Raw genomic sequence first — 25,379 nt, 5'->3', positions numbered from 1 at the left:
CCCAAGGTTCACCCCCAAAACTTACACCTGAGACTCGCAAACGAGCGTCTCCGCTGCAATGCCAACCGTAACGCACGGGGCTCGTTCCATTGTCCTTTCCCGGCGCCGCCACGCTTGCCGGCTGCCCTCCGCTTTCGGAACCGGCGTCCCTCGGCCGGATCGTGCATCGGATTTGACGCCCCTGCCCGAAGCTTTAATGAAGGCTGGCCCACCCGCAGCGCGGTGTCGGCGCATGGCGACAAGCAAACCCTGACGAGAACTGGTGATGACCGCATCGACCCTGGCTGCCGAGAGCAAAAGCAGTCCGCGCCGCGCCTGGTGGAAGGAGCTGTGGATCCAGGTGCTGATCGCGATGGCCGCCGGCATCGTGCTCGGCGCTGTCAGGCCCGAGCTCGGGGCTCAGATGCAGCCGCTGGGCGATGCCTTCATCAAGGCGATCCGGATGCTGATCGCGCCGATCATCTTCTGCACCGTGGTCAACGGCATCGCGCATATGGCCGACATGGCCAGGGTCGGCCGCGTCGCTGTCAAGGCGCTGATCTATTTCGAGGTGATCACGACCTTCGCATTGATCATCGGGCTTGCAGCGGTGAACCTGTGGCAGCCCGGCGCCGGCATGAATATCGACCCCGCCACCATAAACGCCAGCGTGGTCGAGCCCTATGTGAAGCAGACGGCGGCGGTCGGCCTGGTGCCGTTCCTGCTCAACATCATTCCGCACAGCTTCGTCGGCGCCTTCGCCGAAGGCAACATCCTGCAGGTGCTGTTCATCTCCGTTCTCTGCGGCTTCGCGCTGATCTGGCTCGGCGAGCGCGCCAAGGTCGTCACCGACGTGATCGACGTCGGCGGACAGATGATCTTCGGCATCGTACGGATCGTGATGTGGGCGGCCCCGCTCGGCGCCTTCGGCGCGATCGCCTTCACCGTCGGCAAGTTCGGACTCGGATCACTTTCCTCCCTCGGCCGCCTGCTCGGTGGCTTCTACGTGACCTGCATCCTCTTCATCGCGGTCGTGCTCGGGCCGATCGCCGCTCTCTCCGGCTTCAGCCTGTGGAAGCTGATCCGCTACATCAGGGACGAGATCCTGGTCTGCATCGCCACCACCTCGTCCGAGACCGTGCTGCCGCGCATGCTCGCCAAGATGGAAGCATTGGGCTGCGAACGCAGCATCGTCGGACTCGTGATCCCGACCGGCTATTCATTCAATCTCGACGGCACCTGCCTCTACCTCGCGACGGCAGCCGTGTTCCTGGCGCAGGCCACCAACACGCATCTTGATATCGAGCACCAGATCGGCCTGTTGATCATCCTGCTGGTCACATCCAAGGGCGCTGCCGGCATCGCTGGCGCCGCCTTCGTCGTGCTCGCCGCAACGCTCGCCGCCACCGGCACGATACCGGTTGCGAGCGTCGCGCTGGTGCTCGGCATCCACCGGCTGATGTCGCAGGGCCTGACGCCGACCAACCTGATCGGCAATGCGGTCGCCACCGTGGTCATCGCGCGCTGGGAGAATGCGCTCGATCACGAGCGCCTCAAGCGGGTGCTCAACGCCGGCGAGGTGCCGGCTGCGACGAATTGAGAATCGTTCTCGCTTAATAGGACGGATCGCAACTGCATCGGACATGATGCAGATCAAGCGGCGCATGACGCAAAATTAATATCTTTGTTCTTCTCCAGCCGCCGTCGCTCCACTAGTTCTGTGGCACAGCAATCGAGTCGCTGTGCCAGCCGGTCACAACTAACAGACACGAACAGAAACGGCGGCTACACAAACAGGCGGGGAGGAAGCGCGCAGCAGGGCAGCACGATCGCGTCGCAGGATGGCGACGATCCTTCGGGAGACGACGATGAACAAGCAATTTCTGCTCAAGCTGCACCGCTGGATCAGCCTGACGTTCGCAGTGCCACTGCTCCTGATCATTACGACCGGCCTGATCCTGTCATTCGAGCCGATGGTCCAGGTCGCAGCGGTGAAACCGCAAGCGATCGATGCGACACGCGTGATCGACCTGATCCGGCAGTATGATCCTGACGGCAAGGCGCGCGGCATCACCATCGACGCAGCGGCACAGCATCTGACCTTGCAGGGCACCCCGGGCGCCGAAATCGATCTGACCAACGGCGGCTTGACGTCGAAGCCGATGACGTCGAGCCTGTTCAGATGGGCGCGCATGATGCACGAGCATCTGATCGCGATGTCCTGGCTGGTGATCGCTTCCACCGCCGCCATGGCCATCGTGATGCTGATCGGCATCTTGATGGGACTGCCGAGGCTGCGCAAAACGCTGTCCGGCTGGCACAAGGGCATCGCCTGGTTCACCCTGCCGCTGATCCTGCTGAGTCCGCTCACCGGCCTGTGCATGGCGTTCGGGCTGACGTTCCAGAGCGGCGGCGCAGCGGCGCCGGGCACACGCATCTCTCTGCCGGAGGCCGTTGCGATCGTCGCCCGAGACCATGATCTCGCAGCGGTCAACTCGATCGGCAACCGCGGCGGACGGATTATGGCGCGAGTCATCGAAGGCGATGAATTGCGCAACTACGCCGTGACCGCGGACGGCATGACAGCCCTGCCGCGCAACTGGCCACGGCTGTTGCACGAAGGCAATTGGTCGCTGATCGGCAGCGCCGCCAACCTGTTGATCTCGCTGGCGCTGCTCGCCCTGCTCGTCACCGGTGTCCTGATCTGGAGCCGCCGCCGGCTGCGGCGGCCGAATCGTCAGCGCGATCTGCCTGTACGATCAGCGATCGCATCGTCCATCACCTGACGCGAACAGCGCTCCGGGCGAACCCGGATGCGCTGGCTTTGCGAATCAGCCATTAGTTAAGGGGCGGCGTTCATTGCCGCCGTGTTCGGGTGGCGCACGCATGCGGCTTGCGATCAGCCGCTCTATAGGCTGCAAGAAAGACCTTGATGCCTCCATCGACCAGCATGCGGTATTCGGCGGGGCTCGGCGACTGCATTGACAGCGACCATTTCAGAATCAGCCGGCCCTGGATGAGTGACAGAAACTGCATCGCGGCGAGCGCGATGTCGGGAATGTGCAACAGGCCTTGCGCCTGCGCCGCGCGCAAGAAGGCCGCAACCTCTGCATCGCAGCGGTCCGGGCCAACCTTCATGAAGACATCGGCAATCTCGGGATATCGTGACGCGCAGGACATGATCAGTCGGTGCATCGCCAGGCCCCGGCCGTCCATGAAGAAGGACAGGAAGCTTCGCGCGATCGCACGCAGCTCCTTCTCCAGTTCGATCGGGCCGTCATGGGGCTTCCACAAGGGTCCGCCGACGTTCCGGCACTCGTCCTCGACAAGCGCAAGCAGCAATGTCTCCTTGTCCTGAAAGTGCGAGTAGAGCGTCGCTTTCGAAACGCGCGCGTGGCGCGCGATCGCATCCACACTGGTCGGATCGAATCCATGCGCGAGAAACAGCGTGCGCGCGCTGTCGAGAATCTGGCGGTGCTTGCGATCGGCGCGTGTCGTCTCGACGGTATCGGGCTCGTCCGCCACGCGTTGCGAGGCTGCTGCTTGGAGCTTGGATGTGGGCATGTTCCTCCTGGCACCCTTGTGACTTGACTCCACTTAGGCCACAACGCATGTTGCCGCAACAGAAACAAAACGGTTTAGTTTTATGACTGCTCCACCTCAACCCTGTGTGGTATGGCGCACCGACCGCATGCGCAGATGCGGCCGCTCGGCCGGCATCCTGCTGCCTGGGATGCTGCTGGCGTCATGCGCAGTCGGTCCGGACTTCGTTGCACCGGCGGCGCCCGATGTCACCGGCTATGTCAGCGAGCGTCGTCTGCCGACGACAGCAAGCGCGGCGACGCCGGGCGGCAACGCGCAGGGCTTTGCGCCGGGCGCCGATCTGCCCGGGCATTGGTGGACGCTGCTTCGCTCCCGACAAATCAATGCCTTTGTCGAAGAAGCCATTCGCAATCATCCGGACGTTCGGGCCGCCCAGTTCGCACTGCGCGCGGCGCGCGAAAACGCGTTGTCGCAGCAGGGATCACTGTTTCCGCAGATTTCGGCCACCGGGTCGGCGGAACATGATCAGAGCTCGACCACACAGCAGGGCGCGTGGCCGGGTCAGACATCCAACTACACCCTCTACAACGCCTCGGTCAGCGTATCCTACACGCTCGATCTCTGGGGCGGCACGCGACGCCAAGTCGAATCGCTTCAGGCGCAAGCCGACTACCAGGCCTTCACGCTCGAAGCGACTTATCTGGCGCTGACCGCCAATGTGGTGACATCAGCGATCACCGACGCATCTCTGCGCGATCAGATCGCCGCGACGGAAGACATCATCAAGGCCGAGACCGATCAGCTGACCCGCATCCAGCGCCAGTTCGATGTCGGTGCGGTGACCAAGGCCGACGTGCTGTCGCAGGAATCGACGCTGGCGCAGGCCAAAGCCACGCTGGCGCCGCTGCAGAAACAATTGGCCCAGCAGCGCAATCAGCTGATGGCCTATCTCGGTCGGCTGCCGAGCCAGGACCGCGGCGAGCACGTGACCCTCGCCGAGTTGCGTCTGCCCGGCCGGCTTCCGGTCTCGCTGCCCTCCTCGCTGGTCCGGCAGCGACCCGATATCCGCCAGGCCGAGTCGACGCTGCACAAGGCGACCGCCACGGTCGGCGTCGGTGTCGCCGACCTCTTGCCGCAGGTCACACTGTCCGGCAGCTACGGCGCGAACGCGCCGGAGCGGCTGTTCACGCCGACCACGATCGTCTGGAGCGCGGCCTCGAGCGTCACGCAGAAGCTGTTCGACGGCGGCACGCTCTATCACACCAAGGAAGCGGATGTCGCGACCTTCGAGCAGGATCTGTCGTTGTACAAGAGCACTGTGATCACCGCGTTCCAGAACGTCGCGGACTCACTGCGTGCCGTCCAATACGACGCCGAGGCGCTGAAGGCCGATGCCGCCGCGGAGAAAGCCACCGCCGACAGCCTTGCGATGTCGATCGAGCAGTTCAAGACCGGTGCGATTCCTTACGCCAACGTCATCACCGCCCAACAGAACTATCTCAACGCGCGCGTGACCCGAATCAAGGCCCAGGCGACGCGCTTCACCGACACCGCGGCGCTGTTCCAGTCGCTCGGCGGCGGCTGGTGGAAACGCAACGATCAGACGCCGGATTCCGTGCCGCGCGCAAACCCCGGCTATTTCTCAGGTCCCGACCGCAATTCCCAGGAAGCAATGCGATGATCAAACGCATGACAATCATGCTCGCCGTGATGGGCCTCTTGTTCGGCGGCCTCTACGGCTTCCAGGTCTTCAAAGGCGTCATGATCAAGAAGGCGATTGGTGCCATGGCCAACCCACCGCAAACCGTCTCCACTGTCGTCGCCGCCACGGCGCCCTGGCAGTCCTCCTTGACCGCCGTCGGATCCCTGCGCGCCGTCAACGGCGCGGATCTTGCGCTACAAGCCTCCGGCATCGTGCAGAACATCCAGTTCAACTCCGGTGATACGGTCGCAGCAGGCCAGCCGCTGTTGCAGCTCGTCGCGACCGACGACATCGCCAAGCTGCAGTCGCTGGAGGCGACCGCCGAGAATTACGCGATCGTGCTCAAGCGCGACCAAGAGCAGATCAAGTTCAGCGCGGTGAGCCAGGCGACGCTCGACAGCGACAAGGCAAATCTGAAGAATGCCCAGGCGCTGGTCGAGCAGCAGAAGGCGATCGTGGAGCAGAAGACGCTGAAAGCTCCCTTCGCCGGCCGGCTCGGCATTCGCGCCGTCGACCTCGGGCAGTATCTGAGCGCCGGCACCAGCATCGTCACGCTGCAGAGCCTCGACCCGATCTATGTCGATTTCTACCTGCCGCAGCAGGCGCTCGAAGTCATCAAGATCGGCGAGGATGTCACGACGAAGGTCGATGCTTATCCCGGTGAGCGCTTCACCGGACAGATCAGCGCCATCAACTCGAAAGTGGATTCGACCAGCCGCAATGTGCAGGTGCGCGCGACGTTACACAACGACCCCGCCCGCCTGCTGCCCGGCATGTTCGCCAAGGTCGAGATTGCCGTCGGCAAACCGGAACAGCTCGTCACCGTGCCGCTGACTGCTGTCGTCAACAACCCCTATGGCGATCTCGTCTATGTCGTCGACAATCTGAAGGACGGCCAGGGCATCGCGCGGCAGATGTTCGTCAAGACCAAGCCGGCCAAAGGTGACCACATCGTCGTGACCGAAGGCGTGAAAGCGGGCGAGACGGTGGTGATCGCGGGTCAGCTCAAGCTGCGCAACGGCAGTCCGGTCAAGGTCGACAATTCCCACGTGCCGGTCGCGGAGACCGCGCCTGATATCGTCGATCAATAAGACCGGCATCGTCTCCCAAGCGACGGATTGAGAGCCCCCGTTATGCGCTTTACTGACATCTTCATCCGCCGGCCCGTGCTGGCGCTCGTGGTCAGCGCCCTGATCGTCGTGCTCGGGCTGCGCTCGATGACGACGCTGCCCATCCTGCAATATCCGCGTACCCAGAACGCCATCGTCACGGTCTCGACCACCTATGCTGGCGCGGATTCCGACATCATCGCCGGCTTCATCACCACGCCGCTCGAAAACGCGATCGCCCAGGCCAACGGCATCGACTACATGACGTCGACCAGCGTGACCGGCGCCAGCACCATCACCGTGAACCTGCGGCTGAACTACGACTCCGGCAAGGCGATGACCGAGATCAACGCCAAGGTGAACTCGGTGCTCAACCAGCTGCCCTCCGGCACGCAGCAGCCGACATTGACGTTGAAGGTCGGCCAGACCATCGACGCGATGTATATCGGATTTGCCAGCGACGTGCTGGCGCCGAACCAGGTCACCGACTACCTGACCCGCGTGGTGCAGCCCAAGCTGCAGTCGGTCGCGGGTGTGCAGACCGCCGAGCTGCTCGGCGCCAAGAAATTCGCGCTGCGCGCCTGGCTCGATCCGGACAAGCTCGCCGCCTATGGCCTGACCGCGAGCGACGTCTCAGCCGCGCTGTCGGGCAACGACTACATCTCCGGTCTCGGAACGACGCGGGGCCGGCTGGTGCAGGTCGATCTCGCCGCAGCGACCAATCTGCATTCGCTGGAGCAATACCGCAATCTCGTGGTCAAGCAGGTCAACGGCGCCATCATCCGTTTGCAGGACGTTGCCCGCGTCACGCTCGGCAATGATGATTATGATTCCGCCACCCGCTTCAACGGCAAGACGGCCGTCTATATCGGCATCCAGGTGGCGCCGACCGCCAACCTGCTCGACGTCGTCAACGGCGTGAAGGCGGTGTTTCCGGACCTGCAGAAGCAGCTGCCGAATGGCATCAACAGCGAGATCATCTACGACTCCACCGATTTCGTGAACTCTTCGATCAGTGAAGTGGTCCATACGTTGGCGGAAGCCATCGGCATCGTCATCGTCGTGGTCTTCCTGTTCCTCGGCTCGTGGCGCTCGGTGCTGATCCCGATCATTGCGATCCCGCTGTCCCTGATCGGCACCTTCGCGCTGATGCTCTTGATGGGCTTTTCCATCAACCTGCTCACCCTGCTCGCTTTGGTGCTCGCGATCGGCCTCGTGGTCGACGACGCCATCATCGTGGTGGAAAGCGTGCACCGCCTGATCGACGAGGGCGAAACGCCGGTCGAGGCCGCGATCCAATCGGCGCGCGCCCTGGCGAGCCCGATCATCGCCATGACCGTGGTGCTGATCGCCGTCTATGTCCCGGTCGGCTTCCAGGGCGGCCTGACCGGCGCGCTGTTCACCGAGTTCGCGTTCACGCTGGCCGGCGCCGTGACGGTCTCGGCGGTGATCGCATTGACGCTGTCGCCGATGAATTGCGCCTGGCTGTTGCGGCGGACCGAGCGTGACGCGACCAATCTCGAAGCCCGCCTGGTGCGCGCCATCGATCACGTGATGGAATGGCTCGCCGGCGCCTATCGCCGTCGTCTCGAGGCGATGTTCCGGATGAAGCCGGTGGTGGCCGTGTTTGCCCTGCTGCTGCTCGCCATGATCCCCTGGCTCTATTCGAGTTCGACCAGCGAGCTCGCGCCCGATGAGGATCAGGGCGTCGTGCTCTCTCTGACTTACGCCTCTCCATCGGCGACGCTGGAGCAGCGCCTGTTCTACGATCAGCAGCTGAATGATCTCATCGCCAATCGCCCCGAAACCAAGACCGTCTTCCAGATCGATACCTCCACCCAGGTGATTGGCGGCTGGGTGCTCAAGCCATGGGATCAGCGCACGGCGACCACCAAGACCTTGCAGCCGGAGTTCCAGCAGCTGCTCAACACCATTGCCGGCACCCGCTCGGTCGCGTTCCAGCCGGCGCCCCTGCCCGGCAGCAACGGCCTGCCGATCCAGTTCGTCATCGGCACCACCGGCTCGTTCGACGAGCTCAACGATGTCGCACGCGACTTCATGGCCAAGGCGCTGGCGAGCGGCCAGTTCATCTTCCTCGACAACGACCTCAAGATCGACAAGCCGCAGACCACGGTCGTGTTCGACCGCGAAAAAGCCGCCGATCTCGGCCTGAAGATGAGCGATCTCGGCGGTGCGCTCGCCACCATGCTGGGCGGCAATTACATTGACTACTTCAGCCTGGACGGCCGCTCCTACAAGGTGATCGCGCAGGTGAAGCAGAACGACCGCCTCACCACCGATCAGCTGCTCAACTACTACATCCGCGCCAGCGACAATTCGATGGTGCCGCTCTCGACGGTCGCGCATCTCGAACACAAGACCATTCCGGAATCGCGAAACCACTTCCAGCAGATCAACGCGGCAACGATCTCCGGCGTGGCGATGCCCGGTGTTGCGATGGGCGACGCGCTGGCGACCTTGAAGGGTCTCGCGAAGTCGCTGCCGGTGGGCTACTCGATCGACTATGGCGGGGCGTCGCGGCAGCTCGAGCAGGAATCCGGCGGCTTCGTTACCACCTTCGTGTTCGCGCTGATCATCATTTTCCTGGCGCTGGCTGCCCTGTTCAACAGCTTCGTCGATCCCGTGATCATCCTGGTCTCGGTGCCGATGTCGCTGGCGGGCGCGCTGATGTTCATCAGCCTCGGCATCGGCGGCGCCAGCATCAACATCTACACCCAGGTCGGCCTGGTGACGCTGATGGGGCTGGTGAGCAAGCACGGCATCCTGATGGTCGAGGTCGCCAACGAGCTGCGCGCAGCAGGCAAGGATCGCAACGAGGCCATCATCGAGGCCGCGTCGATCCGGCTGCGGCCGATCCTGATGACAACGGCGGCGATGGTGCTCGGCGTGATCCCGCTGATCACGGCGAGCGGGGCCGGCGCAGTGTCGCGCTACAATATGGGCCTCGTCATCGCGACCGGACTCGCCATCGGCACCCTGTTCACACTGTTCGTGGTGCCGGTCGCCTACGCACTGATCGCCCGGCGCGGCGCGCACACCGAGGCCCATGCCGAGGCTCTGCCAGCGGGCGCGACGCATTAAGCGGCGCTTTGCGGACGACCTGATCCAACCAGCATCAAAAGGGGCGCCCAGCAGGCGCCCATTTTATTTTGTCATTTACTTCAAAGACTTGGAGTATCTCTCGGCAAATCCTCTCCGATGGCATTGACAAATGAAGCCGTTAAACGATATATCGTTTGTGTATAACGGAGGCTATCTCACATGAGACATCATCGCCATCACTGGGGTTTCCGGTACGGCAGCCGACATGACGAGCGCGACGACCGAGGCTGGGAGTACCAGGGCCGACATGGTCACGGCTGTCACCACGGCGCCGACGAAGCGAGGCTCGGCGAGCGCGGCCCCGGCGCTGGCCGACATCGCGGCCCTGGCTTCTTTGGACGCGGCGGCCGTGGTCCGCGCGAGGAGTTCGGCCGCGGCGGCGGCGGGCGCTTCTTCGGACCCGGCGATCTGCGCGCCCTCCTGCTCTGGCTGATCGGCCAGAAGCCGCGCCACGGCTACGACCTGATCAAGGCGGTCGAGCAGCTCGTCGGCGGTGCCTATTCGCCGAGCCCCGGATCGGTCTATCCGATCCTCAGCCTGCTCGAAGATCTCGGCCAGATCGAAGCGACGCCGAGCGAGGGCGGCAAGAAGCTGTTCGCAATCACCGAGGCCGGGCGGCAAGTCTTGAAGGATGACGCCGCGGCGATCGAAGGCCTGTTGAGCCGTTTGCGCATCATGGCGCGGACCATGGGCGGCATGCGGCCGCCGGAACAAGTCTTCCAGGCCATGCAGACCCTGAAGATGGCGCTCGCCTTCCATGCTTCCGGCTGGAGCGAGGACGAGACCAAGCGCGTCAGCGACATCCTCAACCGCGCCCTCGCCGAGATCGAGGGCGAGACGGAAGGCGGCGGCGACCAGGCGATCTAGTCTAGCGCTCGGGCCACATCGGTCCGAGGCAATGGGTGCGCTCGCCTCCCTCATAAACAAGCATATCAATTAGTTACTCGTCATGCCCGGGCTTGTCCCGGGCATGACGACGCGGAGACAGATGACCATAAGCTTAAGTCCTCATACGCCGTGGCCGTGCCGCAGGCGGGAAGAGGAAGAACGTCACGCGGGCTCCAGCACCATCAGTCCGGTCGCGGTATTCGAGATCGGGATGTGGTAGTTCGCATGCTCCTTGCGCACCTTCTCGGGCAACGCGCCGCGCGCGACCATCCAGTTCAGCAGTTCGACGCCTTGCGTGCCGGACAGCTCGACCAGCTCGGTGGTCGAATATTTCGTCGCCCAGGCCGGATCGTTGACCATGCTGTCCATGAACTTCAGGTCGAAATCCTTGTTGATGAAGCCGGCGCGCTCGCCGTCGAGCTGATGCGACAGCCCGCCGGTACCCATGATGACGACGCGCTCATCCCCAGGCCAGGACTCGATCGCCCGCGCCAGCGCCTGCCCGAGCTTGTAGCAGCGCGCCGCCGACGGCAGCGGCGCCTGCACCGTGTTGACCACGACCGGCACGACGCGCACCGGCCATTTCTGGTCCGGCCAGCACAGCGCCATCGGCAACGTGAAGGCGTGATCGACCACCATCTCCTGGCAGGTCGTGAGGTCGAAATCCTCCGCCACCAGATGCTCGATCAGATGCCAGGACAGTTCGGAATCGCCCCTGAACGGGGCGGTTTGCGGAATGCCCCAGCCTTCGTCGGCGTTGCGGTATTCATCGGCGGCGCCGACCGCAAAGGTCGGCATCTTGTCCAGAAAGAAGTTCAGCCCGTGGTCGTTATACACGAGCACGACGACATCCGGCTTCACCTTGCCGAGCCATTCGCGCACGTGCGGAAAGCCGTCGAAGAACGGCTTCCAATAGGGATCCTGTTGCAGACCCTTGGCGATCGCACCGCCAATGGCAGGCACGTGCGAGGTGGTGATGCATCCTACGATCTTGGCCATATGAGCCCCCTATCCCCTTGCCGCCAAGAGCTTGGCCTTGAACTGTTCCTTGGTGAGACCGGTCTGCTGCGCGCCTATGTCCTGCATGTCGAGCCCGAAAATACCGGCGAACTTGGCGAGGTAATATGCATTGCCGCCGGCCTCGATCAGCTGAAGCACGTTGCGGCTCCTGATCGCCTCGCGCTGCTGCGCGTTCAGGCCGTATTTGGCGCAATAGCCGTCTTCGTCTTCGACAAAGGCGTGGCGGTTGGCGGCCTCGTTGAACGAGTAGCACATCTTGTTCAGCGCATAGCCTTTGCGAGCCTGCTCGCCGTCGAAGATGGTGGTGCCGGGCACGGGCTGCCGGGCGCTCGGTGTGGGCATCGTCCTCTCCCTTGATCGCATGGTGGCACGCGCGATTTGAGCTGGATCAAACGCCGCGCCGCTCATCCCTGCACTATTCCGACGCTACCTCCCGGAATAAAGGCGCCGCCTTCGATCTGATCCATGAGCCAATTCGATCATTTGGACCTTGACGGCCATCTGCTGCAGCTGCTGCTTGCCGTGATCGAGGAAGGCTCGGTGACGCGTGCCGCGCTGCGGCTCGGCGTTACTCAGTCCGCCGTGAGCCACCTGCTCGACAAGCTGCGCGCGATCACCGGCGATCCGCTGTTCGTCAAATCCGGCCGCGGCATCGTGCCGACGGCGCATGCGCAATTGCTGGCCGTTCGCGCCCGCGCTCTGCTCGACGACCTCAGAAGTTTCTCCCATGCATCGGTGTTCGACCCGGCCAGGATTTCGCAAGCGGTGACGATCGCGGCCAACGATCTGCAGCGCGATCTCCTGCTGCCGTCCTTCCTGCGCTATGTGCGCGCGCAGGCGCCGGGCCTGCGGCTGCGCGTGATCCGCTCGGGCGCACCGGCGCCGGAGCTGCTGCGCGAGGAGCACTGCGAGCTGATCATCACGCCGCGGCCGCCGGCGGGCAGCGACATTCTGCAGAAGCGGCTATTTACGGATATCTACCGCGTGTTTTACGACGCCACACAGCGCGAGGCGCCCACGACGCTGGAGGACTATCTCGCTGCGGATCACGTCACCGTGCTGTACGAGCCGCAGCGCCGCCTCGATATCGACGACGTGCTCGCCGAGCAAGGCATCGTCAGGCGCTTCGTCGCACAAGTGCCCGGCTTCGGCGGCATCGGGCCGTTCCTGCGCGGCAGCCGGATGATCGCGACACTACCGAGCCTTTTGCGTGCGCATCTGCTGCGCGGGCTCGCCGTGGCGCCGGTGCCGGTCGCATGCCCCGACATGCCGATGTACATGGTCTGGCACTTGCGTCATCAGGACGACCCGATGCATCGCTGGCTTCGCCAGCAGCTCGAGCTCGTGGTGGCGCCGTGCCTTGCGGCCGCCGCGGAGTACATGCCGGCGATGGCGTGAACGCGCGCCCTGAACGACCTCACGCGAATTGGACAAGTCCGTGACCGACAGACCAGTTCTCTGTTGGAGCGTCGAGAACGTTCACGAATACATCCTCCGGCCGAATGCCGGGGCTTTCACCAAGCAGTTCCGCGATGCGCCGGAACAGGGCTTTCTTCTGCTCCACGGTGCGGGTGTCGAGCACAGTGATCCGGATGAACACGAGATCGTCGCTGCGGGCGACGCCGAAGGCCGAGCCGTAGCGAAAGTTCGCAGGCTCATGCTCGGTGATCGTCATGAACTGATCGTCTTCAGGCACATCAAGCGCATCGCGCATCGCGCGGTAAAGGCTGTCGAAGATCGCCTGCCGGTAGGCGTCCGGCTTGCCGGCACGGAGAGAGATGTGAATGAGCGGCATCGCGGGTCCTTTCTTGTTCCCGCACGTTAGTCGGATGCCGACTATTTTGGTACGTTATCGATATTGATTTCAGTGATAACGCTTCAAGATGACTGAACCGCCCCTCGACCTGGATGCCGTCCGGGTTTTCGTCCGTATCGCCGAGCCTGGCAGCTTCACGCTCGCGGCTGACGCCATGCGGACAACGCGAGGCCGCGGCCGTCATGGCGGGGCTCGGCGTTTGCTGCCCTGGCTCCGCAGACGTTACCGTTCGGCGCTGTCGATGTCAGGCCCAAGCTCGGGCTGGCCGATCTGCCGCGCCTGCCGGTGCTGCTTCACACGCGAGCGAAGGACGGACGGGGCCATGCGTTGGCGGCGCTGTCGGCGGCGTTCAGAAGTGCGGTGCACGGCTAATGGAAGAGAATTTGGCTTCCACGCTCAGCGTAGATGCGCCGTGAAGAAATCGATCGCCGATCGCACCGTTTCGGCGTGGACCGCCTCGCGGTCGACACCCTCCGGGTCGCGGCAGGCAGCTCGGAGCATCACGCGTCCCGCCAGGGTGCACGTGCCAAAGAACACATAGTGGCCGGCGTGCGGGACGAGCTTCAGCGTCGCATGTGGGATCTCTTTGGCGAGAGCCGAGGCATTGGATGCCGGCGGCACGATCTCGTCGGCATCGCCGCTGATGATCGCAACTGGAAGCGAGATCCGACCGAGGCTCTCCGGCGTGAACATCGGCACCAGCCCCGGTGCCATGACGAAGGCGGCACGAATACGTTCATCGCGATAGGATCGGGTGGCACCGGCGTAGCGTTGGCGGAATTCGGGATCCGAGTTCAGGCGCACCAACCTTCTTTTTTGCAGGTCGGACGATTCCGGCGGCGGCTTGCACGATTCGTCGGCGCGCGGCGAGCGACAGAACGCCTGGAACTCCGCCGGATCGGTGATGCCGCCCCCGATCGCGATGACAGTGTAGCCGCCGGCGGAATGACCGGCGGCGCCGATGCGAGCGGGATCGATCCGACTGCCAAAGGTCTTATCATCGAGCATAGCATCAAGAGTCACGCTGAGATCGACGGCCCTCAGCCACCACAGCGAAAAGCCGTCGACGGTATTCTCCCGGGCGTTGTTGCCGGGATGATCGACTGCGACCGCGATAAAGCCGTGGGCGGCGAGCGCCGTGCCGAGCCAGCCGATCCCCGCCGCGGTCCCGCCGGCGCCGTGAGAGAGCAAAATGAGCGGACGCTTCAACCCGGCCGCAGGCACCGCGTCAGGGGCAGCCCGCCCGGCGCTGAAGTATGGAACGAAAGGCGGGCCGATCCATTGCGGCTCCTCTTGCACATCGGCCTCGGCCGGATACCAGATCATCGCACGGAGGACGTGCGTCTTGGCCCCTCGCCAGTCGTAAGGCTCGGCCGGTCTGACATCGCGCGTAGTGACACCAACCTTGAAGGCGGTGTCATCGGCGTGCGCGACGTTGAACGTCGCAAGCAAGATCAGCCACAACGACAGCCCCTTCATCCTCATATGTCGCTTCAGGATCTTCTTCACCAATCAACTTGTTTGCTTTAGGGCTTCTCTGCCGCTGGCTCCGACTTCATGTCCTCCCACTCCTTGGACATCTGCAAATCCATCGTCGACAGTGAATTTGAGACGGCGGCTATGTTATCTGCTGTTGGCGAGGCTGGAAGTTCGTATTGGAGCCGCCTCCTCAATGCCCGGAGTCCATCCGCTTTCCGATAGTGCCAATTCGCCTTTTGCTGAAATCCCACCTGGCGACTGAAGGTGGTGAATGCCACGGATAACGCTGAAACCAAACCCAGCTGCCATTTCTCGACCTCGTCGGACAATGATGGAACGAGCCCAAAAAGCGCGGCTAGACTCCCAGCAATCAGCGAGGCCCAGAGTAATCCTTGCGCCGAGAAATAGTTTGATCTTGCAAAGCGAAGGTAGCGCTTCTCGTCCGTCACGATTTCCGCAAGCAAGGCGCTCTGTCGTTTATCAAGAAGCGATGTGTCTTCTGGCATCGGCCCCCTCCAGCCTAAGTCCGCCAATGGTTGCCGAGACCGATTGATCTGCCATAGGGAAACTCGATTTGTCCGCCATTGGACAGCAAGAACAATCCGATTGCCGCAACCATGTCCGGTTCCGGCAGAACATCGGATGTGATATCGGTCTCGCGGCTTCTTTCCCTTCAGGTCGAGGCCATCGATGCCCTCGAGAAGTCTCAGCCTTGTCACGGCGACAACAGTGCGTAGTATCGCTGCCGGCTAAAGTTACGATCAACGCACTTATAGCACAGTATTCGCGCCACCGATACGCTGAGACGCACTGCATGCAGTGCACGACGGACGCAGGCTACGGGCGGGGCAGCAGCTAGGCGCCTGACGACAGTTCCCCAACCGAGGTGCCTTTGAGATGGATCAATCTCCTGCTTCGCAGAGGCGGGGCATAGTTCGAGCGTCACTCGCCCCCGACTTGCAGCAGCCCAGAAGGTCAAATCGCCATGTGCATCATGTGCAATTCGGCATTTGCCGAGGGACTTCGGACGATCTCGTTGTCGTCACGCCGGCAGATCCTGAAATCTGCGGCGACGATGACGACCGGAGCTCTGTTATGTGAGGCGGTTGGATCCGGTGCGGCACTGGCCGAGACAGCATCCTTTCAGGATATGCTCGATCAGCTCGATCCGAAAAAGCTGCCGGTGGCTACGATCTTTCGCGCCAAGGAGATCATTACCCTTGACCCGGTTCGGCCGGCGGCAACCGCCGTCGCAGTGCTAGGCGACCGTATTCTCGCGGTCGGCTCGCTCGAGGAACTGAAAGCCGCGGCCGGTGGCCAGCCCTACATCATCGACGACACATTCGCCGACAAAGTGATTGCGCCCGGCTTCCTCGCTCAGCACGACCATCCGCTTTTGACCGGCCTGACGATGATGTCGGAGATCATCGCCATCGAAGACTGGGTGCTGCCTTCCGGAACCATACCGGCAGCGAAGAACCGCGAGGACTATCGCAAGAGGCTTGCGGAAGCGAATGCAAAGCTGAAGGACCCGAACGAGCTGCTGGTCACCTGGGGCTATGATCCCAGCTTCCACGGTGATCTGACCCGCTCGGATCTCGACAAGCTCAGCGGCACGCGGCCCATCATCGTCTGGCACCGGTCCGCCCACGAGTTCATCGTGAACACCAAGGCGCTGGAAACCTATGGCATCGATGCGGCGTTCGTCGGAGCCATGTCAACGGAAGCCCAGAAACAATCCAATCTGGACGAAGGTCACTTCTGGGAAGGCGGCATGTTCGGGGTCGTCCCCAAGCTGCTTCCGGCCATTGCGACTCCCGAACGGGTTCAGCACGGACTCGAATTCGTCATGCGGTATTACCACGCCAACGGCGTCACTCTCGCCTGCGAACCCGGCGGCCTGTACTCGAAGCGGATGCAGGATGCCCAGAATGCGGTCCTATCCCGACCGGAAAGTCCCTTCCGCTTCTACTTCATCCCTGATGGGAAGTCGATCATTGCGGCCTTCCCGGACACCGCCATCAGCGAGACAGAGAAGGTGCTCGGCTGGGGCCAGGGCATGACTGTCATGATACCCAGGGCGATCAAGCTGTTCGCCGACGGCGCTGTCTATTCCCTGGCCATGCAGGTCCGCGAACCCTATCTCGATCGGCATCCCGGCCAATGGATCATGGATCCCAAGCTCTTCGCCAGGGCGTTCCAGGTCTACTGGGAGGCCGGCTATCAGATCCACATCCATGCGACGGGCGACGCAGGCCTGGACTTGGTCCTCGACAATCTCGAGGCCAACATGCGCCGTCATCCGCGTTATGACCACCGTACCGTCGCAGTCCACTTCGCGATTTCACAGCAGGATCAGATCGAGCGGATCAAGCGGCTCGGCGCCATCGTCAGCGGCAACCCCTATTACGTGACCGCACTGGCGGATGTGTACGCCAAGGAAGGGCTCGGTCCCGAGCGGGCCGACAACATGGTCCGCCTCGGCGACGTCGAACGGGCCGGCATCTCCTATTCCCTCCACTCGGACATGCCCATGGCCCCCGGCCAGCCACTGTTCCTGATGCACTGCGCCGTCAACCGGACCACCGTATCCGGCCGCGTGGCAGGGCCAGATCAGCGCATTAGCCGCCTGTCCGCGCTCAAGGCGGTCACGCTCGAAGCCGCCTACGCGCTGCGACTGGAAAATGAAGTTGGAAGCATCGTCCCGGGCAAGCTCGCCAATTTCACGATCCTCGGCGAAAGCCCGCTGACCGTTGATCCAGCGAAGATCAAGGACATTCCGGTCTGGGGCACCGTCCAGGAAGGACGGGTCCTGCCGGTCAAATAACGGCAAACCCGACGGGCACTTCCAGCCTGCGCCCTGGTGCCTGAGGCGGATGTCGTCAGTCCTGATCCTGTCCCGGCGTCTGCCGCAGCATGAAATGGCCGAATGCGGTTGCGATCGGCTTGGCCGGATCGTCCTGCCAGGACCGGGCCTCGAAGGCGACCACGCGGCGGCCTTGCTTGACGATCGACGCTGACGCAACGCTGTCGAGCGCCCGCCCCGAGCGAAGATAGTTGATGGTCAGGTCGATCGGCTTTGGTAGCGCGGCGGTATCGAGCTCGCGCATCACCGTGACGATCGCAGCTGTCTCGAGGAACGCGCCGGTCATGCCGCCATGGATCGCAGGCAGCACGGGATTGCCTATGATCTGCTGCGAGAACGGCATGATGAGCGTCTCGTTCTCGGCGAGACGGATGCCGAGGCAGCGCGCGAACGGGCTGGTGGCGAACGGCCCTGTCGCATCCTCGGGCGCCTCGAGCGGCGGCGGCGCGCCGGTGAAGGCCGGCCGGTCGGTAAGCATGTTGGTGCGGTTGGCGCCGATCATGAAACAGGCGGTCGCGGTGGCAACCGGCGCGCTCTCCTCCCCCTGATAGGCCGTTGCACGTACGAAGGCGATCGAGCGCGTGACGCGAAAGCAAACGGCATGCGCCTTGATGTCGAGCCCCGGCGTTGCCGGCTTTTGATAATCGATGCGCAGATCCAGCGTGGCGATCGCGCGCGTGCCGTCCAGCGCGAGCTGAACCGCCATGCCGCAGCTCTCGTCGAGCATCGCGGTGACGACGCCGCCATGGATCACGCCGGTGTCGCTGTCACCGACGAACACCGGACGATAAGGCAGGGTCGACCAGGCTTCGCCGGGCGCGAAGCGGTCCATCCTGAGGCCGCTGATATGGCCGTAGACCGAGCGGCGATGCCTGATCGCCTCGGCGAGCTCGTCGAAAGCCGACGGTACGGCAGGAGTCGGGGTGTCGGTCATGGTCGGATTTTAGAACATGATCCGGAGGAGGTGCGAGTTTTTTCCGGGAGCCCGGAATGGGCACACCAGCATCAGCTCGCCGCGCCCGCCTTCAACGAGCCGTCGGCTATTCGAACAGAAAACTCAACCTCTGGCAGTGATTTACCCCCGCAATATCCGCCGAGCTACGTCTCTGTAGCTGCGCTGCAAAGCACGTGCTCTTCCGCAAATCTATGTGGAGAAAATGCTCCGCTGGCCGGGCACGCTTAGAACATTGGCAACCTTAATTTGATCATAATGCTCTCAATCGAATCCCGGAGACCTGTCGATGCGCAAACCCGCCAAGACGCCGCAGCTTCCGCCGAGCCGCGGTGCGGCCTCATCACGAATCGTCATGAGTCTGGCACTCGCCGTGAGCGCTGGAGCAGTGTGGTGGAGCACCGGCGGAGCCAAGGATTTCTCCTTCGCACGCGACGAGGCGCCCACCCTCGAGACGCGCGTTGCCGCCCTGACGTCGGAACTCCGCGAACTCAAGGCCGAGACGGCCAAGCTGCGCGAGCGTCAAGACGACACCTCCGGAGAGCTCCTCCAGCTCCGCGCCAGCCTCAGCGGTGCCGAGACCGGCCTCGCCACGCTGCGCACGGCCGCCGACGAGAGCGAGGTGCGCCGCCGCGACACCGCCGATAAGATCGAATCCAATATCGCGATGCTGAAGCGCCTGACGATCCGCCTGCGCACGGCACAGGAAGACACTGCGGGCCAGCTGGGCAGCCTCCAGGCGACTGCGGCGAACAATCAGATCGGCATCGACGAACTGCGCGCGAGCACCGGCGACATGCGCCAGCAGATCGCGCGTATCGAAATAGCCCGCGACGCGACCAGCTCGATCGGCCGGCCTCACAGGACTCATCGTGTCAGACGGGCAATGCGCGCTCCCGAAACCGGGCCGCAACTCTCGCAGCCATTCCTGGCGCAGTGGCCTGGCCTGGTGCCCGCGGGCCGCAATTGAGCTTTGAGTCTTGGTCCGGACTCATTGCCCCCCTGCCGCGCACCTCCGCGCGGTCTAGCACGAGCCTTGGTTGGTTCGGCTGGCCCATCAGAAAAAGAGGCGACCCAAGCATCGACCAAAGCCGAAGCGAGGGCCGCCAGTTTTCCCCGGGAGGAACCAAAGCGTTTTCAAGCGAAGTGGTTACCGGTTCGCCCAAAGAAAACGCGTTAGAACAATATTCAGTGTAAGAGCTGCGCGACGTTGTCCTTGGTCACGAGGTCGAGGCCGGTGTAGATGATCTCCGGCACCTTCTGGCCTTTCTTGATCGCCAGCAGCGTGTCCATCGCCTTCTCGCCCATCTCGAACGGCCGCTGTCCCGTGAGCGCGTTGGAATAGCCGTCGCGCAGCAATTCGAGCTGCATCTTCAGCGTATCCGCGACCACGAGCGTCAGCTTGCCGGCATTGATGTCCTTGCGGTTCTGGTTGACGAAGGCCTTGTAACCCTCCGGCGCGAACATCGGCCAGCCGCCGACCGGAATGATCGCCGCAAGATCAGGCGTGGCCGTGCGAAGATCGGTCATCTGCTGGACCGCGAGCGCCGGATCGTCGTTGCAGAAGGTCGGAGAACCCGCGACCTCGCCCCACTTGGAGCCCTTCAAGGCTTCGCGCACGCCGTCGACACGCTCCGCAAGGTTCTTGGCGCCGGGACCGCCGGAGACCATGGCGTATTTACCGCCTTCCGGCTTCAGCTGCAGCAGCTGCTTGCCGAGCGCGACACCGAAATCCTTGTTGTTGGTGCCGATATAGGCGATGCGCTTGGACCCCGGCGCATCGGAATCGAAGGTGATGACGGGAATGCCCGCCGCGGTCGCTTCGTCGATCGACTTGGTCATCGCGGCGACATCGGCCACCGAGATCGCGAGACCATCCACCTTCTGGGTGATGAAGTCTTGGATGATCTGGGCCTGGGTCGCGGGCTCGTGCTCGACCGGCCCCTTGTAAATACACTCGACATTGCCAAGCTCCTTGGCGCGCTTCTCGCAACCGTCGCGGGCGACGTCGAAGAACGGATTGTTCATGGCCTTCGGCACGATCACGAAGCGGTATTTTGTTTCCGCATGCGCCGGGGCCAGCATGACTGCGAGCGCTGCAGCCGCATAGAGCAGTTTCCTCATAGCCTTCCCTCCATGTCTATCCCTGTGATTGTCTGGCCGGGCGCGGATAGACTGACATTCACATCCCGGCCAGTATTGGGGTCACAGCAGCCGCGAGCGCAGGCGATCGACCAGCACCGCAGCGATGATGATCACGCCGACCAAGGCCTGCTGCCAGTACGAGCTGACCTGCGCGAGCACGAGCCCGTTGCGGATCACTTCGAGCAGTACGCAGCCGACGATAGCGCCGAGCGGCCCGCCGATGCCGCCGGCGAGATTGGCACCGCCGATGACGGCGGCGGCGATCACGTTGAGCTCGTAGGAGGTTGCCATGTTCGCCGGCGCCGAGCCCAGCCAGCCGGAGATGATGATGCCCTGCAGCCCGGCCGCCAGCGCGCCGATCACATAGACCTCGATCTTGACCCGCCGCACCGCGACGCCGGTGAGCTCAGCCGCCTTCTCATTGCCGCCGATCGCAAATACGTGGCGACCGAAGCTCGTGTGGTGCAGCACCAGCCCCATCAGCGCTGCGAGCACCATGAGATAGATGAAGGGGATCGGCAGGCCGTACACGTCGCCTTGGGTGAGCGCGTAGAAATAGTCCGCGTCCGGGCCGCCCGGGAAGCTGCCCTTGCCGTTCGAGATCACGTATCCCAGTCCGCGCACGATCGAGAGCATGCCGAGCGTGGTGACGAACGGCGACAGGCCGAGGATCGCGATGCAGACGCCGTTGATGAGGCCGACGATCAGCGACACCGCAAGCCCGCACAATACCGAGATCAGCAGGATCAGCCCCGGCACATTGGCGACCACCGTCTTGCCGTCGGCGGCGAGATGCACGAACCACGACGCGAGCGGCTCGCCCGGAGTGGACAGCGCCGTCATCACCATCGAGGTGATCATCGCGGCAAAGCACATCATCGAACCGACCGAGAGGTCGATGCCGCCGGTAATGATGACGAAGGTGATGCCGAGGGTCGCGATCGCGATGAACGAGAAGTTCTTGGCGACGTTCTGCAGATTGCCCTCGGTGAAGAAATACGGGCTGGCGAAATTCATCACCACGATGAGGATCAGCAGCGCCAGGGTGACATAGGCGGTCTGCGAGGCGAACAGGCCGCGGTGCCACCACCTGACGGGACCGATATTGGTGAAGGAGATCTGGGCATCTGATGGCACGGACATCACGCAGCCTCCTTGGCGCCGGTGATCAGCGCGGTGATTTCTTCGGGACTGGTGTCGGCGATCGGCTTGTCGGCCCTCTTCTCGCCGCGGCGCATCACAACGACGCGGTCGCACACCGCGAAGATGTCGGGCATGCGGTGCGAGATCAGCATCACGGCGATGCCCTGCTCCTTCAGCCGGTGGATCAGGCTCAGCACCTGCTCGACCTGCCGTACCGAGATCGCCGCGGTCGGCTCGTCCATCATGACGAGCTTGGCATTCGACAGGCGGGTGCGCGCGATCGCCACCGCCTGGCGCTGGCCGCCCGACATGTCCTTGACGAGATCATGCGGCCGCGTCTCCGAGCGCAGTTCGCGAAACAGCTCCAGCGCGCGCGCCTCCATCGCCTTGTGGTCGAGCAGCGCGAGCGGGCCGAATTTGCGCTTCAGCTCGCGGCCGAGAAAGACGTTCGCGGCGGCGGTGAGATTGTCGGCGAGTGCGAGGTCCTGATAGACGACCTCGATGCCGACGCTGCGCGAATCCACCGGCCGGTAGAAATGCACGCGCTTGCCGTCGAAATGGATATCGCCGTGGCTCGGTGGAAAATTGCCGGCGATGATCCGCACCAGGGTCGACTTGCCGGCGCCGTTATCGCCCATCAGTCCGACGACTTCGCCGGGACGGACGTCGAGATCAACGCCCTGCAGCGCGCGGATCGCGCCGAACTGCTTGCCGATTCCCTTCAGCTCCAGAACCGGTTGCCCGGTCGCCGCCGTGTTCATGGCGGTCCTCCCATGGATTATTTGTTGTTTTGTTTGTCTATTGCAGCCGTTCGGCTGTCGTTCTGTTCGTCAGACGTAACGGTTCACCACACCTTCCAGATATTCCTGCCGGCCTGAGCGCGGCTTCGGATCAAGGCCCGAGCCAACAGCGCGATCGGCCAGATCGGCGAGCGAGCGCTGGCCGGTGAGAATGGCGCACCCCTCCTCGCTCTGCCAACCGGCGTAACGCTCAGCGAGCGGGGCGGTCAGCGCGCCGGCATCGAGCATATCGGCAGCCGCCAGGAACGCGCGCGCGCAGGCATCCATCGAGCCGACATGGGCGTGGATCAGATCGTCGGGGTCGATCGATTGCCGCCTGATCTTGGCGTCGAAATTGAGCCCGCCGGTGGTGAAGCCGCCGCCTTTGATGATCTCGTGGAACGCAAGCGCAAGTTCGGGAACGTTCATCGCGAACTGGTCCGTGTCCCAGCCCAACAGGTCGTCGCCGCGGTTGATGTCGATCGAGCCGAACACGCCCAGCGCCTGCGCCAGCGCGATCTCGTGCTGGAACGAGTGGCCGGCGAGGATGGCGTGGTTCTGCTCGATGTTGAGCTTGACGTCGTCGAGCAGATCGTAACGTTCCAGGAAGCCGTAGCAGGTCGCGACGTCGAAATCGTATTGATGCTTGGTCGGCTCCTTCGGCTTCGGCTCGATCAGGATCGGCCCCTTGAATCCGACCTTGTGCTTGTGCTCGACGACCAGTGAGACGAAGCGGCCGAGCTGGTCGAGCTCGCGCTTCATGTCGGTGTTGAGCAGAGTCTCATAGCCCTCGCGGCCGCCCCACAGCACGTAGTTCTGTCCGCCGAGCCGGTGCGTGACTTCGAGGGCGGCGCGCACCTGGCCGGCGGCATAGGTGAAGACCTCCGGATCCGGATTGGTCGCGGCGCCCGCCATGTAGCGGCGATGCGAGAACAGGTTGGCGGTGCCCCACAGCAGTCGCACCTTGGCGGACGCCATCTTCTGCTCGAACAGATCGGCGATCGCGTTCAGGTTTGCGACGGACTCCTTGAGCGTCGCCCCTTCCGGCGCCGCATCGACATCGTGGAACGTGAAGAACGGCACGTCGAGCAGGCGGAACAGCTCGAAGGCGACATCGGCCTTGGCGCGCGCCATCGCCATCGCGTCATCGCCATGCTGCCAGGGTCGCAGGAATGTTTCGCCGCCGAACGGATCGCTGCCCGGCCAGCAGAACGAATGCCAGTAGCAGACGGCAAAGCGCAGCTGGTCTTCCAGGCGCTTGCCGCCGACCAGACGGTCCTTGTCGTACCAGCGGAACGCCAGCGGACTGCGCGCATCCGCGCCCCCATAGGAGACCGTCGTGCCGGTCTGAAAGAATGGAGTAGAGACGTTCACGAGGCACACTCCTTCAAGGCAGGATAAAGCTTGCGCCATTGCGCATAGGCGTCGTCATAGGCGGCAACGAGCGGCGCGCGCGGGACGTAGCTTGCCAGCCGCAGGGGTCGTCGGCAGACCTCGGCGGGATCAGCGCCGGTTGCAGCGAGGCGGCCGAGCCGCGCAGCGCCCACCGCGGCGCCGACCTCGCCCTCCTCGACCCGGTGCACGACCACGCCGAGCACATCGGCGGCGATCTGCGCCCACAGCGGCGAGCGCGAGCCGCCGCCGACGAAATCCAGCTCCGTGATCGGCCGTCCGCCGTCGCCGAGCGCCACCAGCATGTCGCGCGCCGCAAAGGCAACGCCTTCGAGCACCGCCTGCACCAGCTCGTTTCGTCCGGCCGCGCTACGCAGGCCGACGAAGGCACCTGCGGCAGTCGCGTCATTGTGCGGGGTCCGCTCGCCATCGAGATAGGGCAGGAACTGTACTTGGCTCGGCCGCGTGACGGCGTCGCCGAGCGGCGCCAGAAGATCGGCCTCGGAGCTATCCAGAATACGCGCGAGCCAGCCCAGCGACGCCGCGGCCGACAGCATCACGCCCATCTGGTGCCAGAGCCCGGCGAGCGCGTGGCAGAAAGCATGTACCGCCAAAGCCGGTGCCGGAGCGAAGCGATCGGTGACACGGAACAGCACGCCCGAAGTCCCGAGCGAGAGGAACGCATCACCGGGCGCGATCGCGCCGAGGCCGATCGCGCTCGCCGCGTTGTCCCCGGCGCCGCCGGCGATGACCACGCCAGAGCTCATGCCCCAGCGCCGCGCCAGATCAGGAGAAAGCACCGCGCAGGGCTCGTTGCCTTCGACCAGCCGCGGCATATGACTGAGATCGAGGCCGGTCGCGGCGAGAAGCGTTTCCGACCAGCGGCGATGACCGACATCGAGCCACAGCGTGCCGGCCGCGTCCGACATGTCCTCGACCATTTCACCGCTCAAGCGATAGCGCACATAGGCCTTCGGCAGCAGCACCTTCGCTACTCTTGCAAAGACCTCCGGCTCGTGATGCGCGACCCACAACAGCTTGGGCGCGGTGAAGCCGGGCATTGCGAGATTGCCGGCGATGGCGTGCAGCTCGGGACAGCGCCGCTCGAGCTCGGCGCATTCGGCGTGTGAGCGGCCATCATTCCAGAGAATGGCCGGCCGCAGCGGATGACCATCGGCGCCAAGCAACGTCGCCCCGTGCATCTGTCCGGACAATCCGATGCCGCGCACCGCTGCCGTCTCGCGCGGATGCGCGCGCACGAGATCGTCGACAGCACCGATTGCGGCATCGACCCAGCTTTCCGGATTCTGCTCGGACCACAGCGGCTTCGGATGTGACAGCGCAAGCGGCCGCGAGGCGGTGGCGACCAGCGCGCCCGTCTCGTCCTCCAGCACGGCTTTCACGCCGGATGTGCCGACGTCCAATCCGAGATACACGCAACTC

At 63.7% G+C, this 25,379-nt stretch carries 22 protein-coding genes; 9 read left to right on the top strand and 13 right to left on the bottom strand.

The window, feature by feature from the left end:
• Positions 1–265 precede the first annotated feature (265 nt).
• Positions 266–1,579: a C4-dicarboxylate transporter DctA gene (gene dctA, locus QX034_RS22725; RefSeq protein ID WP_315707058.1), complete on the top strand. Its 1,314-nt coding sequence runs from the start codon at positions 266–268 to the stop codon at positions 1,577–1,579.
• A 268-nt stretch (positions 1,580–1,847) separates the two neighbouring features.
• On the top strand, positions 1,848–2,765 hold the full coding sequence (locus QX034_RS22720) for a PepSY-associated TM helix domain-containing protein (protein ID WP_315707059.1): 918 nt from the start codon (positions 1,848–1,850) through the stop codon (positions 2,763–2,765).
• Between the two features lie 70 nt (positions 2,766–2,835).
• On the opposite strand, the gene QX034_RS22715 is transcribed toward QX034_RS22720, so the two are convergent.
• Positions 2,836–3,543: a TetR/AcrR family transcriptional regulator gene (locus QX034_RS22715; protein WP_315707060.1), complete on the bottom strand. Its 708-nt coding sequence runs from the start codon at positions 3,541–3,543 to the stop codon at positions 2,836–2,838.
• 127 nt (positions 3,544–3,670) lie between these two features.
• Here QX034_RS22715 and QX034_RS22710 point away from each other — a divergent pair, with 127 nt between their 5' ends.
• The 4 genes from QX034_RS22710 (at position 3,671) to QX034_RS22695 (ending at position 10,323) form a co-directional block, all read left to right on the top strand.
• The gene (locus tag QX034_RS22710) at positions 3,671–5,203 is read left to right on the top strand and encodes an efflux transporter outer membrane subunit (RefSeq protein ID WP_315707061.1); all 1,533 of its coding nucleotides are present in this window, start codon (positions 3,671–3,673) and stop codon (positions 5,201–5,203) included.
• Positions 5,200–6,315, top strand: a complete 1,116-nt coding sequence (locus QX034_RS22705) for an efflux RND transporter periplasmic adaptor subunit (RefSeq protein WP_315707062.1) — start codon at positions 5,200–5,202, stop codon at positions 6,313–6,315. The genes QX034_RS22710 and QX034_RS22705 overlap by 4 nt, the downstream gene beginning before the upstream one ends.
• Positions 6,316–6,357: 42 nt before the next feature.
• The gene (locus tag QX034_RS22700) at positions 6,358–9,435 is read left to right on the top strand and encodes an efflux RND transporter permease subunit (protein ID WP_316167875.1); all 3,078 of its coding nucleotides are present in this window, start codon (positions 6,358–6,360) and stop codon (positions 9,433–9,435) included.
• Positions 9,436–9,615: 180 nt separating this feature from the next.
• Entirely contained in the window at positions 9,616–10,323 is a 708-nt protein-coding gene (locus tag QX034_RS22695) for a PadR family transcriptional regulator (RefSeq protein WP_316195821.1), read from the top strand.
• Positions 10,324–10,506: 183 nt separating this feature from the next.
• Here QX034_RS22695 and QX034_RS22690 read toward each other — a convergent pair whose 3' ends face one another.
• Both QX034_RS22690 and QX034_RS22685 read right to left on the bottom strand, forming a co-directional pair.
• Positions 10,507–11,343: a class III extradiol dioxygenase family protein gene (locus tag QX034_RS22690; protein ID WP_315765452.1), complete on the bottom strand. Its 837-nt coding sequence runs from the start codon at positions 11,341–11,343 to the stop codon at positions 10,507–10,509.
• Between the two features lie 9 nt (positions 11,344–11,352).
• Positions 11,353–11,706: a protocatechuate 4,5-dioxygenase subunit alpha gene (locus tag QX034_RS22685; RefSeq protein WP_315765451.1), complete on the bottom strand. Its 354-nt coding sequence runs from the start codon at positions 11,704–11,706 to the stop codon at positions 11,353–11,355.
• Positions 11,707–11,829: 123 nt separating this feature from the next.
• On the opposite strand from QX034_RS22685, the gene QX034_RS22680 reads away from it, so the two are divergent.
• Entirely contained in the window at positions 11,830–12,762 is a 933-nt protein-coding gene (locus QX034_RS22680; RefSeq protein ID WP_315741593.1) for a LysR family transcriptional regulator, read from the top strand.
• A 19-nt stretch (positions 12,763–12,781) separates the two neighbouring features.
• On the opposite strand, the gene QX034_RS22675 is transcribed toward QX034_RS22680, so the two are convergent.
• From QX034_RS22675 to QX034_RS22660, 4 genes are all read right to left on the bottom strand, one after another.
• Entirely contained in the window at positions 12,782–13,159 is a 378-nt protein-coding gene (locus QX034_RS22675) for a tautomerase family protein (RefSeq protein ID WP_315769271.1), read from the bottom strand.
• 417 nt (positions 13,160–13,576) lie between these two features.
• Positions 13,577–14,689: an alpha/beta hydrolase family protein gene (locus QX034_RS22670; RefSeq protein ID WP_315769272.1), complete on the bottom strand. Its 1,113-nt coding sequence runs from the start codon at positions 14,687–14,689 to the stop codon at positions 13,577–13,579.
• Between the two features lie 17 nt (positions 14,690–14,706).
• The gene (locus QX034_RS22665; RefSeq protein WP_315769274.1) at positions 14,707–15,165 is read right to left on the bottom strand and encodes a hypothetical protein; all 459 of its coding nucleotides are present in this window, start codon (positions 15,163–15,165) and stop codon (positions 14,707–14,709) included.
• 752 nt (positions 15,166–15,917) lie between these two features.
• Complete coding sequence (locus QX034_RS22660) at positions 15,918–16,049, bottom strand: hypothetical protein (protein WP_316195819.1); 132 nt, start codon at positions 16,047–16,049, stop codon at positions 15,918–15,920.
• Between the two features lie 6 nt (positions 16,050–16,055).
• On the opposite strand from QX034_RS22660, the gene QX034_RS22655 reads away from it, so the two are divergent.
• Positions 16,056–17,486 carry an amidohydrolase gene (locus tag QX034_RS22655; protein ID WP_316195817.1) on the top strand — a complete coding sequence of 477 codons (1,431 nt, stop codon included), beginning with the start codon at positions 16,056–16,058 and terminating at the stop codon, positions 17,484–17,486.
• 55 nt (positions 17,487–17,541) lie between these two features.
• Here the strand turns inward: QX034_RS22655 and QX034_RS22650 are convergent, their stop codons facing one another.
• Entirely contained in the window at positions 17,542–18,459 is a 918-nt protein-coding gene (locus QX034_RS22650) for a PaaI family thioesterase (protein WP_315741597.1), read from the bottom strand.
• Positions 18,460–18,766: 307 nt separating this feature from the next.
• Here QX034_RS22650 and QX034_RS22645 point away from each other — a divergent pair, with 307 nt between their 5' ends.
• Positions 18,767–19,447 carry a hypothetical protein gene (locus QX034_RS22645; RefSeq protein WP_316195816.1) on the top strand — a complete coding sequence of 227 codons (681 nt, stop codon included), beginning with the start codon at positions 18,767–18,769 and terminating at the stop codon, positions 19,445–19,447.
• 218 nt (positions 19,448–19,665) lie between these two features.
• On the opposite strand, the gene QX034_RS22640 is transcribed toward QX034_RS22645, so the two are convergent.
• The 5 genes from QX034_RS22640 to xylB form a co-directional block, all read right to left on the bottom strand.
• Positions 19,666–20,601, bottom strand: a complete 936-nt coding sequence (locus tag QX034_RS22640) for a sugar-binding protein (protein WP_315707074.1) — start codon at positions 20,599–20,601, stop codon at positions 19,666–19,668.
• 81 nt (positions 20,602–20,682) lie between these two features.
• On the bottom strand, positions 20,683–21,765 hold the full coding sequence (locus tag QX034_RS22635) for an ABC transporter permease (RefSeq protein ID WP_315707075.1): 1,083 nt from the start codon (positions 21,763–21,765) through the stop codon (positions 20,683–20,685).
• Positions 21,765–22,526: an ATP-binding cassette domain-containing protein gene (locus QX034_RS22630; RefSeq protein ID WP_315707076.1), complete on the bottom strand. Its 762-nt coding sequence runs from the start codon at positions 22,524–22,526 to the stop codon at positions 21,765–21,767. The genes QX034_RS22635 and QX034_RS22630 overlap by 1 nt, the downstream gene beginning before the upstream one ends.
• Before the next feature lie 69 nt (positions 22,527–22,595).
• Positions 22,596–23,918, bottom strand: coding sequence for a xylose isomerase (gene xylA / locus QX034_RS22625; protein ID WP_315741600.1), 1,323 nt, complete (start codon positions 23,916–23,918; stop codon positions 22,596–22,598).
• Positions 23,915–25,372, bottom strand: coding sequence for a xylulokinase (gene xylB, locus QX034_RS22620; protein ID WP_315707078.1), 1,458 nt, complete (start codon positions 25,370–25,372; stop codon positions 23,915–23,917). Before xylB ends, xylA begins: the two co-directional genes overlap by 4 nt.
• Positions 25,373–25,379 lie beyond the last annotated feature (7 nt).

Origin of the sequence: Bradyrhizobium sp. SZCCHNR3119 (genome assembly GCF_032487775.1) — a bacterium.
Lineage (GTDB): Bacteria > Pseudomonadota > Alphaproteobacteria > Rhizobiales > Xanthobacteraceae > Bradyrhizobium.
Note: the sequence above shows the minus strand (reverse complement) of the source record. Positions and strands in the feature narration are given on the sequence as shown.

What these genes read in the sequence shown, in the direction of transcription:
- dctA (WP_315707058.1), top strand. Translation starts at nt 266, where the DNA reads ATGACCGCATCGACCCTGGCTGCCGAGAGCAAAAGCAGTCCGCGCCGC.
- QX034_RS22720 (WP_315707059.1), top strand. Translation starts at nt 1,848, where the DNA reads ATGAACAAGCAATTTCTGCTCAAGCTGCACCGCTGGATCAGCCTGACG.
- QX034_RS22715 (WP_315707060.1), bottom strand. Translation starts at nt 3,543, where the DNA reads ATGCCCACATCCAAGCTCCAAGCAGCAGCCTCGCAACGCGTGGCGGAC.
- QX034_RS22710 (WP_315707061.1), top strand. Translation starts at nt 3,671, where the DNA reads ATGCGCAGATGCGGCCGCTCGGCCGGCATCCTGCTGCCTGGGATGCTG.
- QX034_RS22705 (WP_315707062.1), top strand. Translation starts at nt 5,200, where the DNA reads ATGATCAAACGCATGACAATCATGCTCGCCGTGATGGGCCTCTTGTTC.
- QX034_RS22700 (WP_316167875.1), top strand. Translation starts at nt 6,358, where the DNA reads ATGCGCTTTACTGACATCTTCATCCGCCGGCCCGTGCTGGCGCTCGTG.
- QX034_RS22695 (WP_316195821.1), top strand. Translation starts at nt 9,616, where the DNA reads ATGAGACATCATCGCCATCACTGGGGTTTCCGGTACGGCAGCCGACAT.
- QX034_RS22690 (WP_315765452.1), bottom strand. Translation starts at nt 11,343, where the DNA reads ATGGCCAAGATCGTAGGATGCATCACCACCTCGCACGTGCCTGCCATT.
- QX034_RS22685 (WP_315765451.1), bottom strand. Translation starts at nt 11,706, where the DNA reads ATGCCCACACCGAGCGCCCGGCAGCCCGTGCCCGGCACCACCATCTTC.
- QX034_RS22680 (WP_315741593.1), top strand. Translation starts at nt 11,830, where the DNA reads ATGAGCCAATTCGATCATTTGGACCTTGACGGCCATCTGCTGCAGCTG.
- QX034_RS22675 (WP_315769271.1), bottom strand. Translation starts at nt 13,159, where the DNA reads ATGCCGCTCATTCACATCTCTCTCCGTGCCGGCAAGCCGGACGCCTAC.
- QX034_RS22665 (WP_315769274.1), bottom strand. Translation starts at nt 15,165, where the DNA reads ATGCCAGAAGACACATCGCTTCTTGATAAACGACAGAGCGCCTTGCTT.
- QX034_RS22660 (WP_316195819.1), bottom strand. Translation starts at nt 16,049, where the DNA reads ATGGTCGTGCTGAGCGAGGAAGCCGGGCGCAATCACTTTGTCGGCGAA.
- QX034_RS22650 (WP_315741597.1), bottom strand. Translation starts at nt 18,459, where the DNA reads ATGACCGACACCCCGACTCCTGCCGTACCGTCGGCTTTCGACGAGCTC.
- QX034_RS22645 (WP_316195816.1), top strand. Translation starts at nt 18,767, where the DNA reads ATGCGCAAACCCGCCAAGACGCCGCAGCTTCCGCCGAGCCGCGGTGCG.
- QX034_RS22640 (WP_315707074.1), bottom strand. Translation starts at nt 20,601, where the DNA reads ATGAGGAAACTGCTCTATGCGGCTGCAGCGCTCGCAGTCATGCTGGCC.
- QX034_RS22635 (WP_315707075.1), bottom strand. Translation starts at nt 21,765, where the DNA reads ATGTCCGTGCCATCAGATGCCCAGATCTCCTTCACCAATATCGGTCCC.
- QX034_RS22630 (WP_315707076.1), bottom strand. Translation starts at nt 22,526, where the DNA reads ATGAACACGGCGGCGACCGGGCAACCGGTTCTGGAGCTGAAGGGAATC.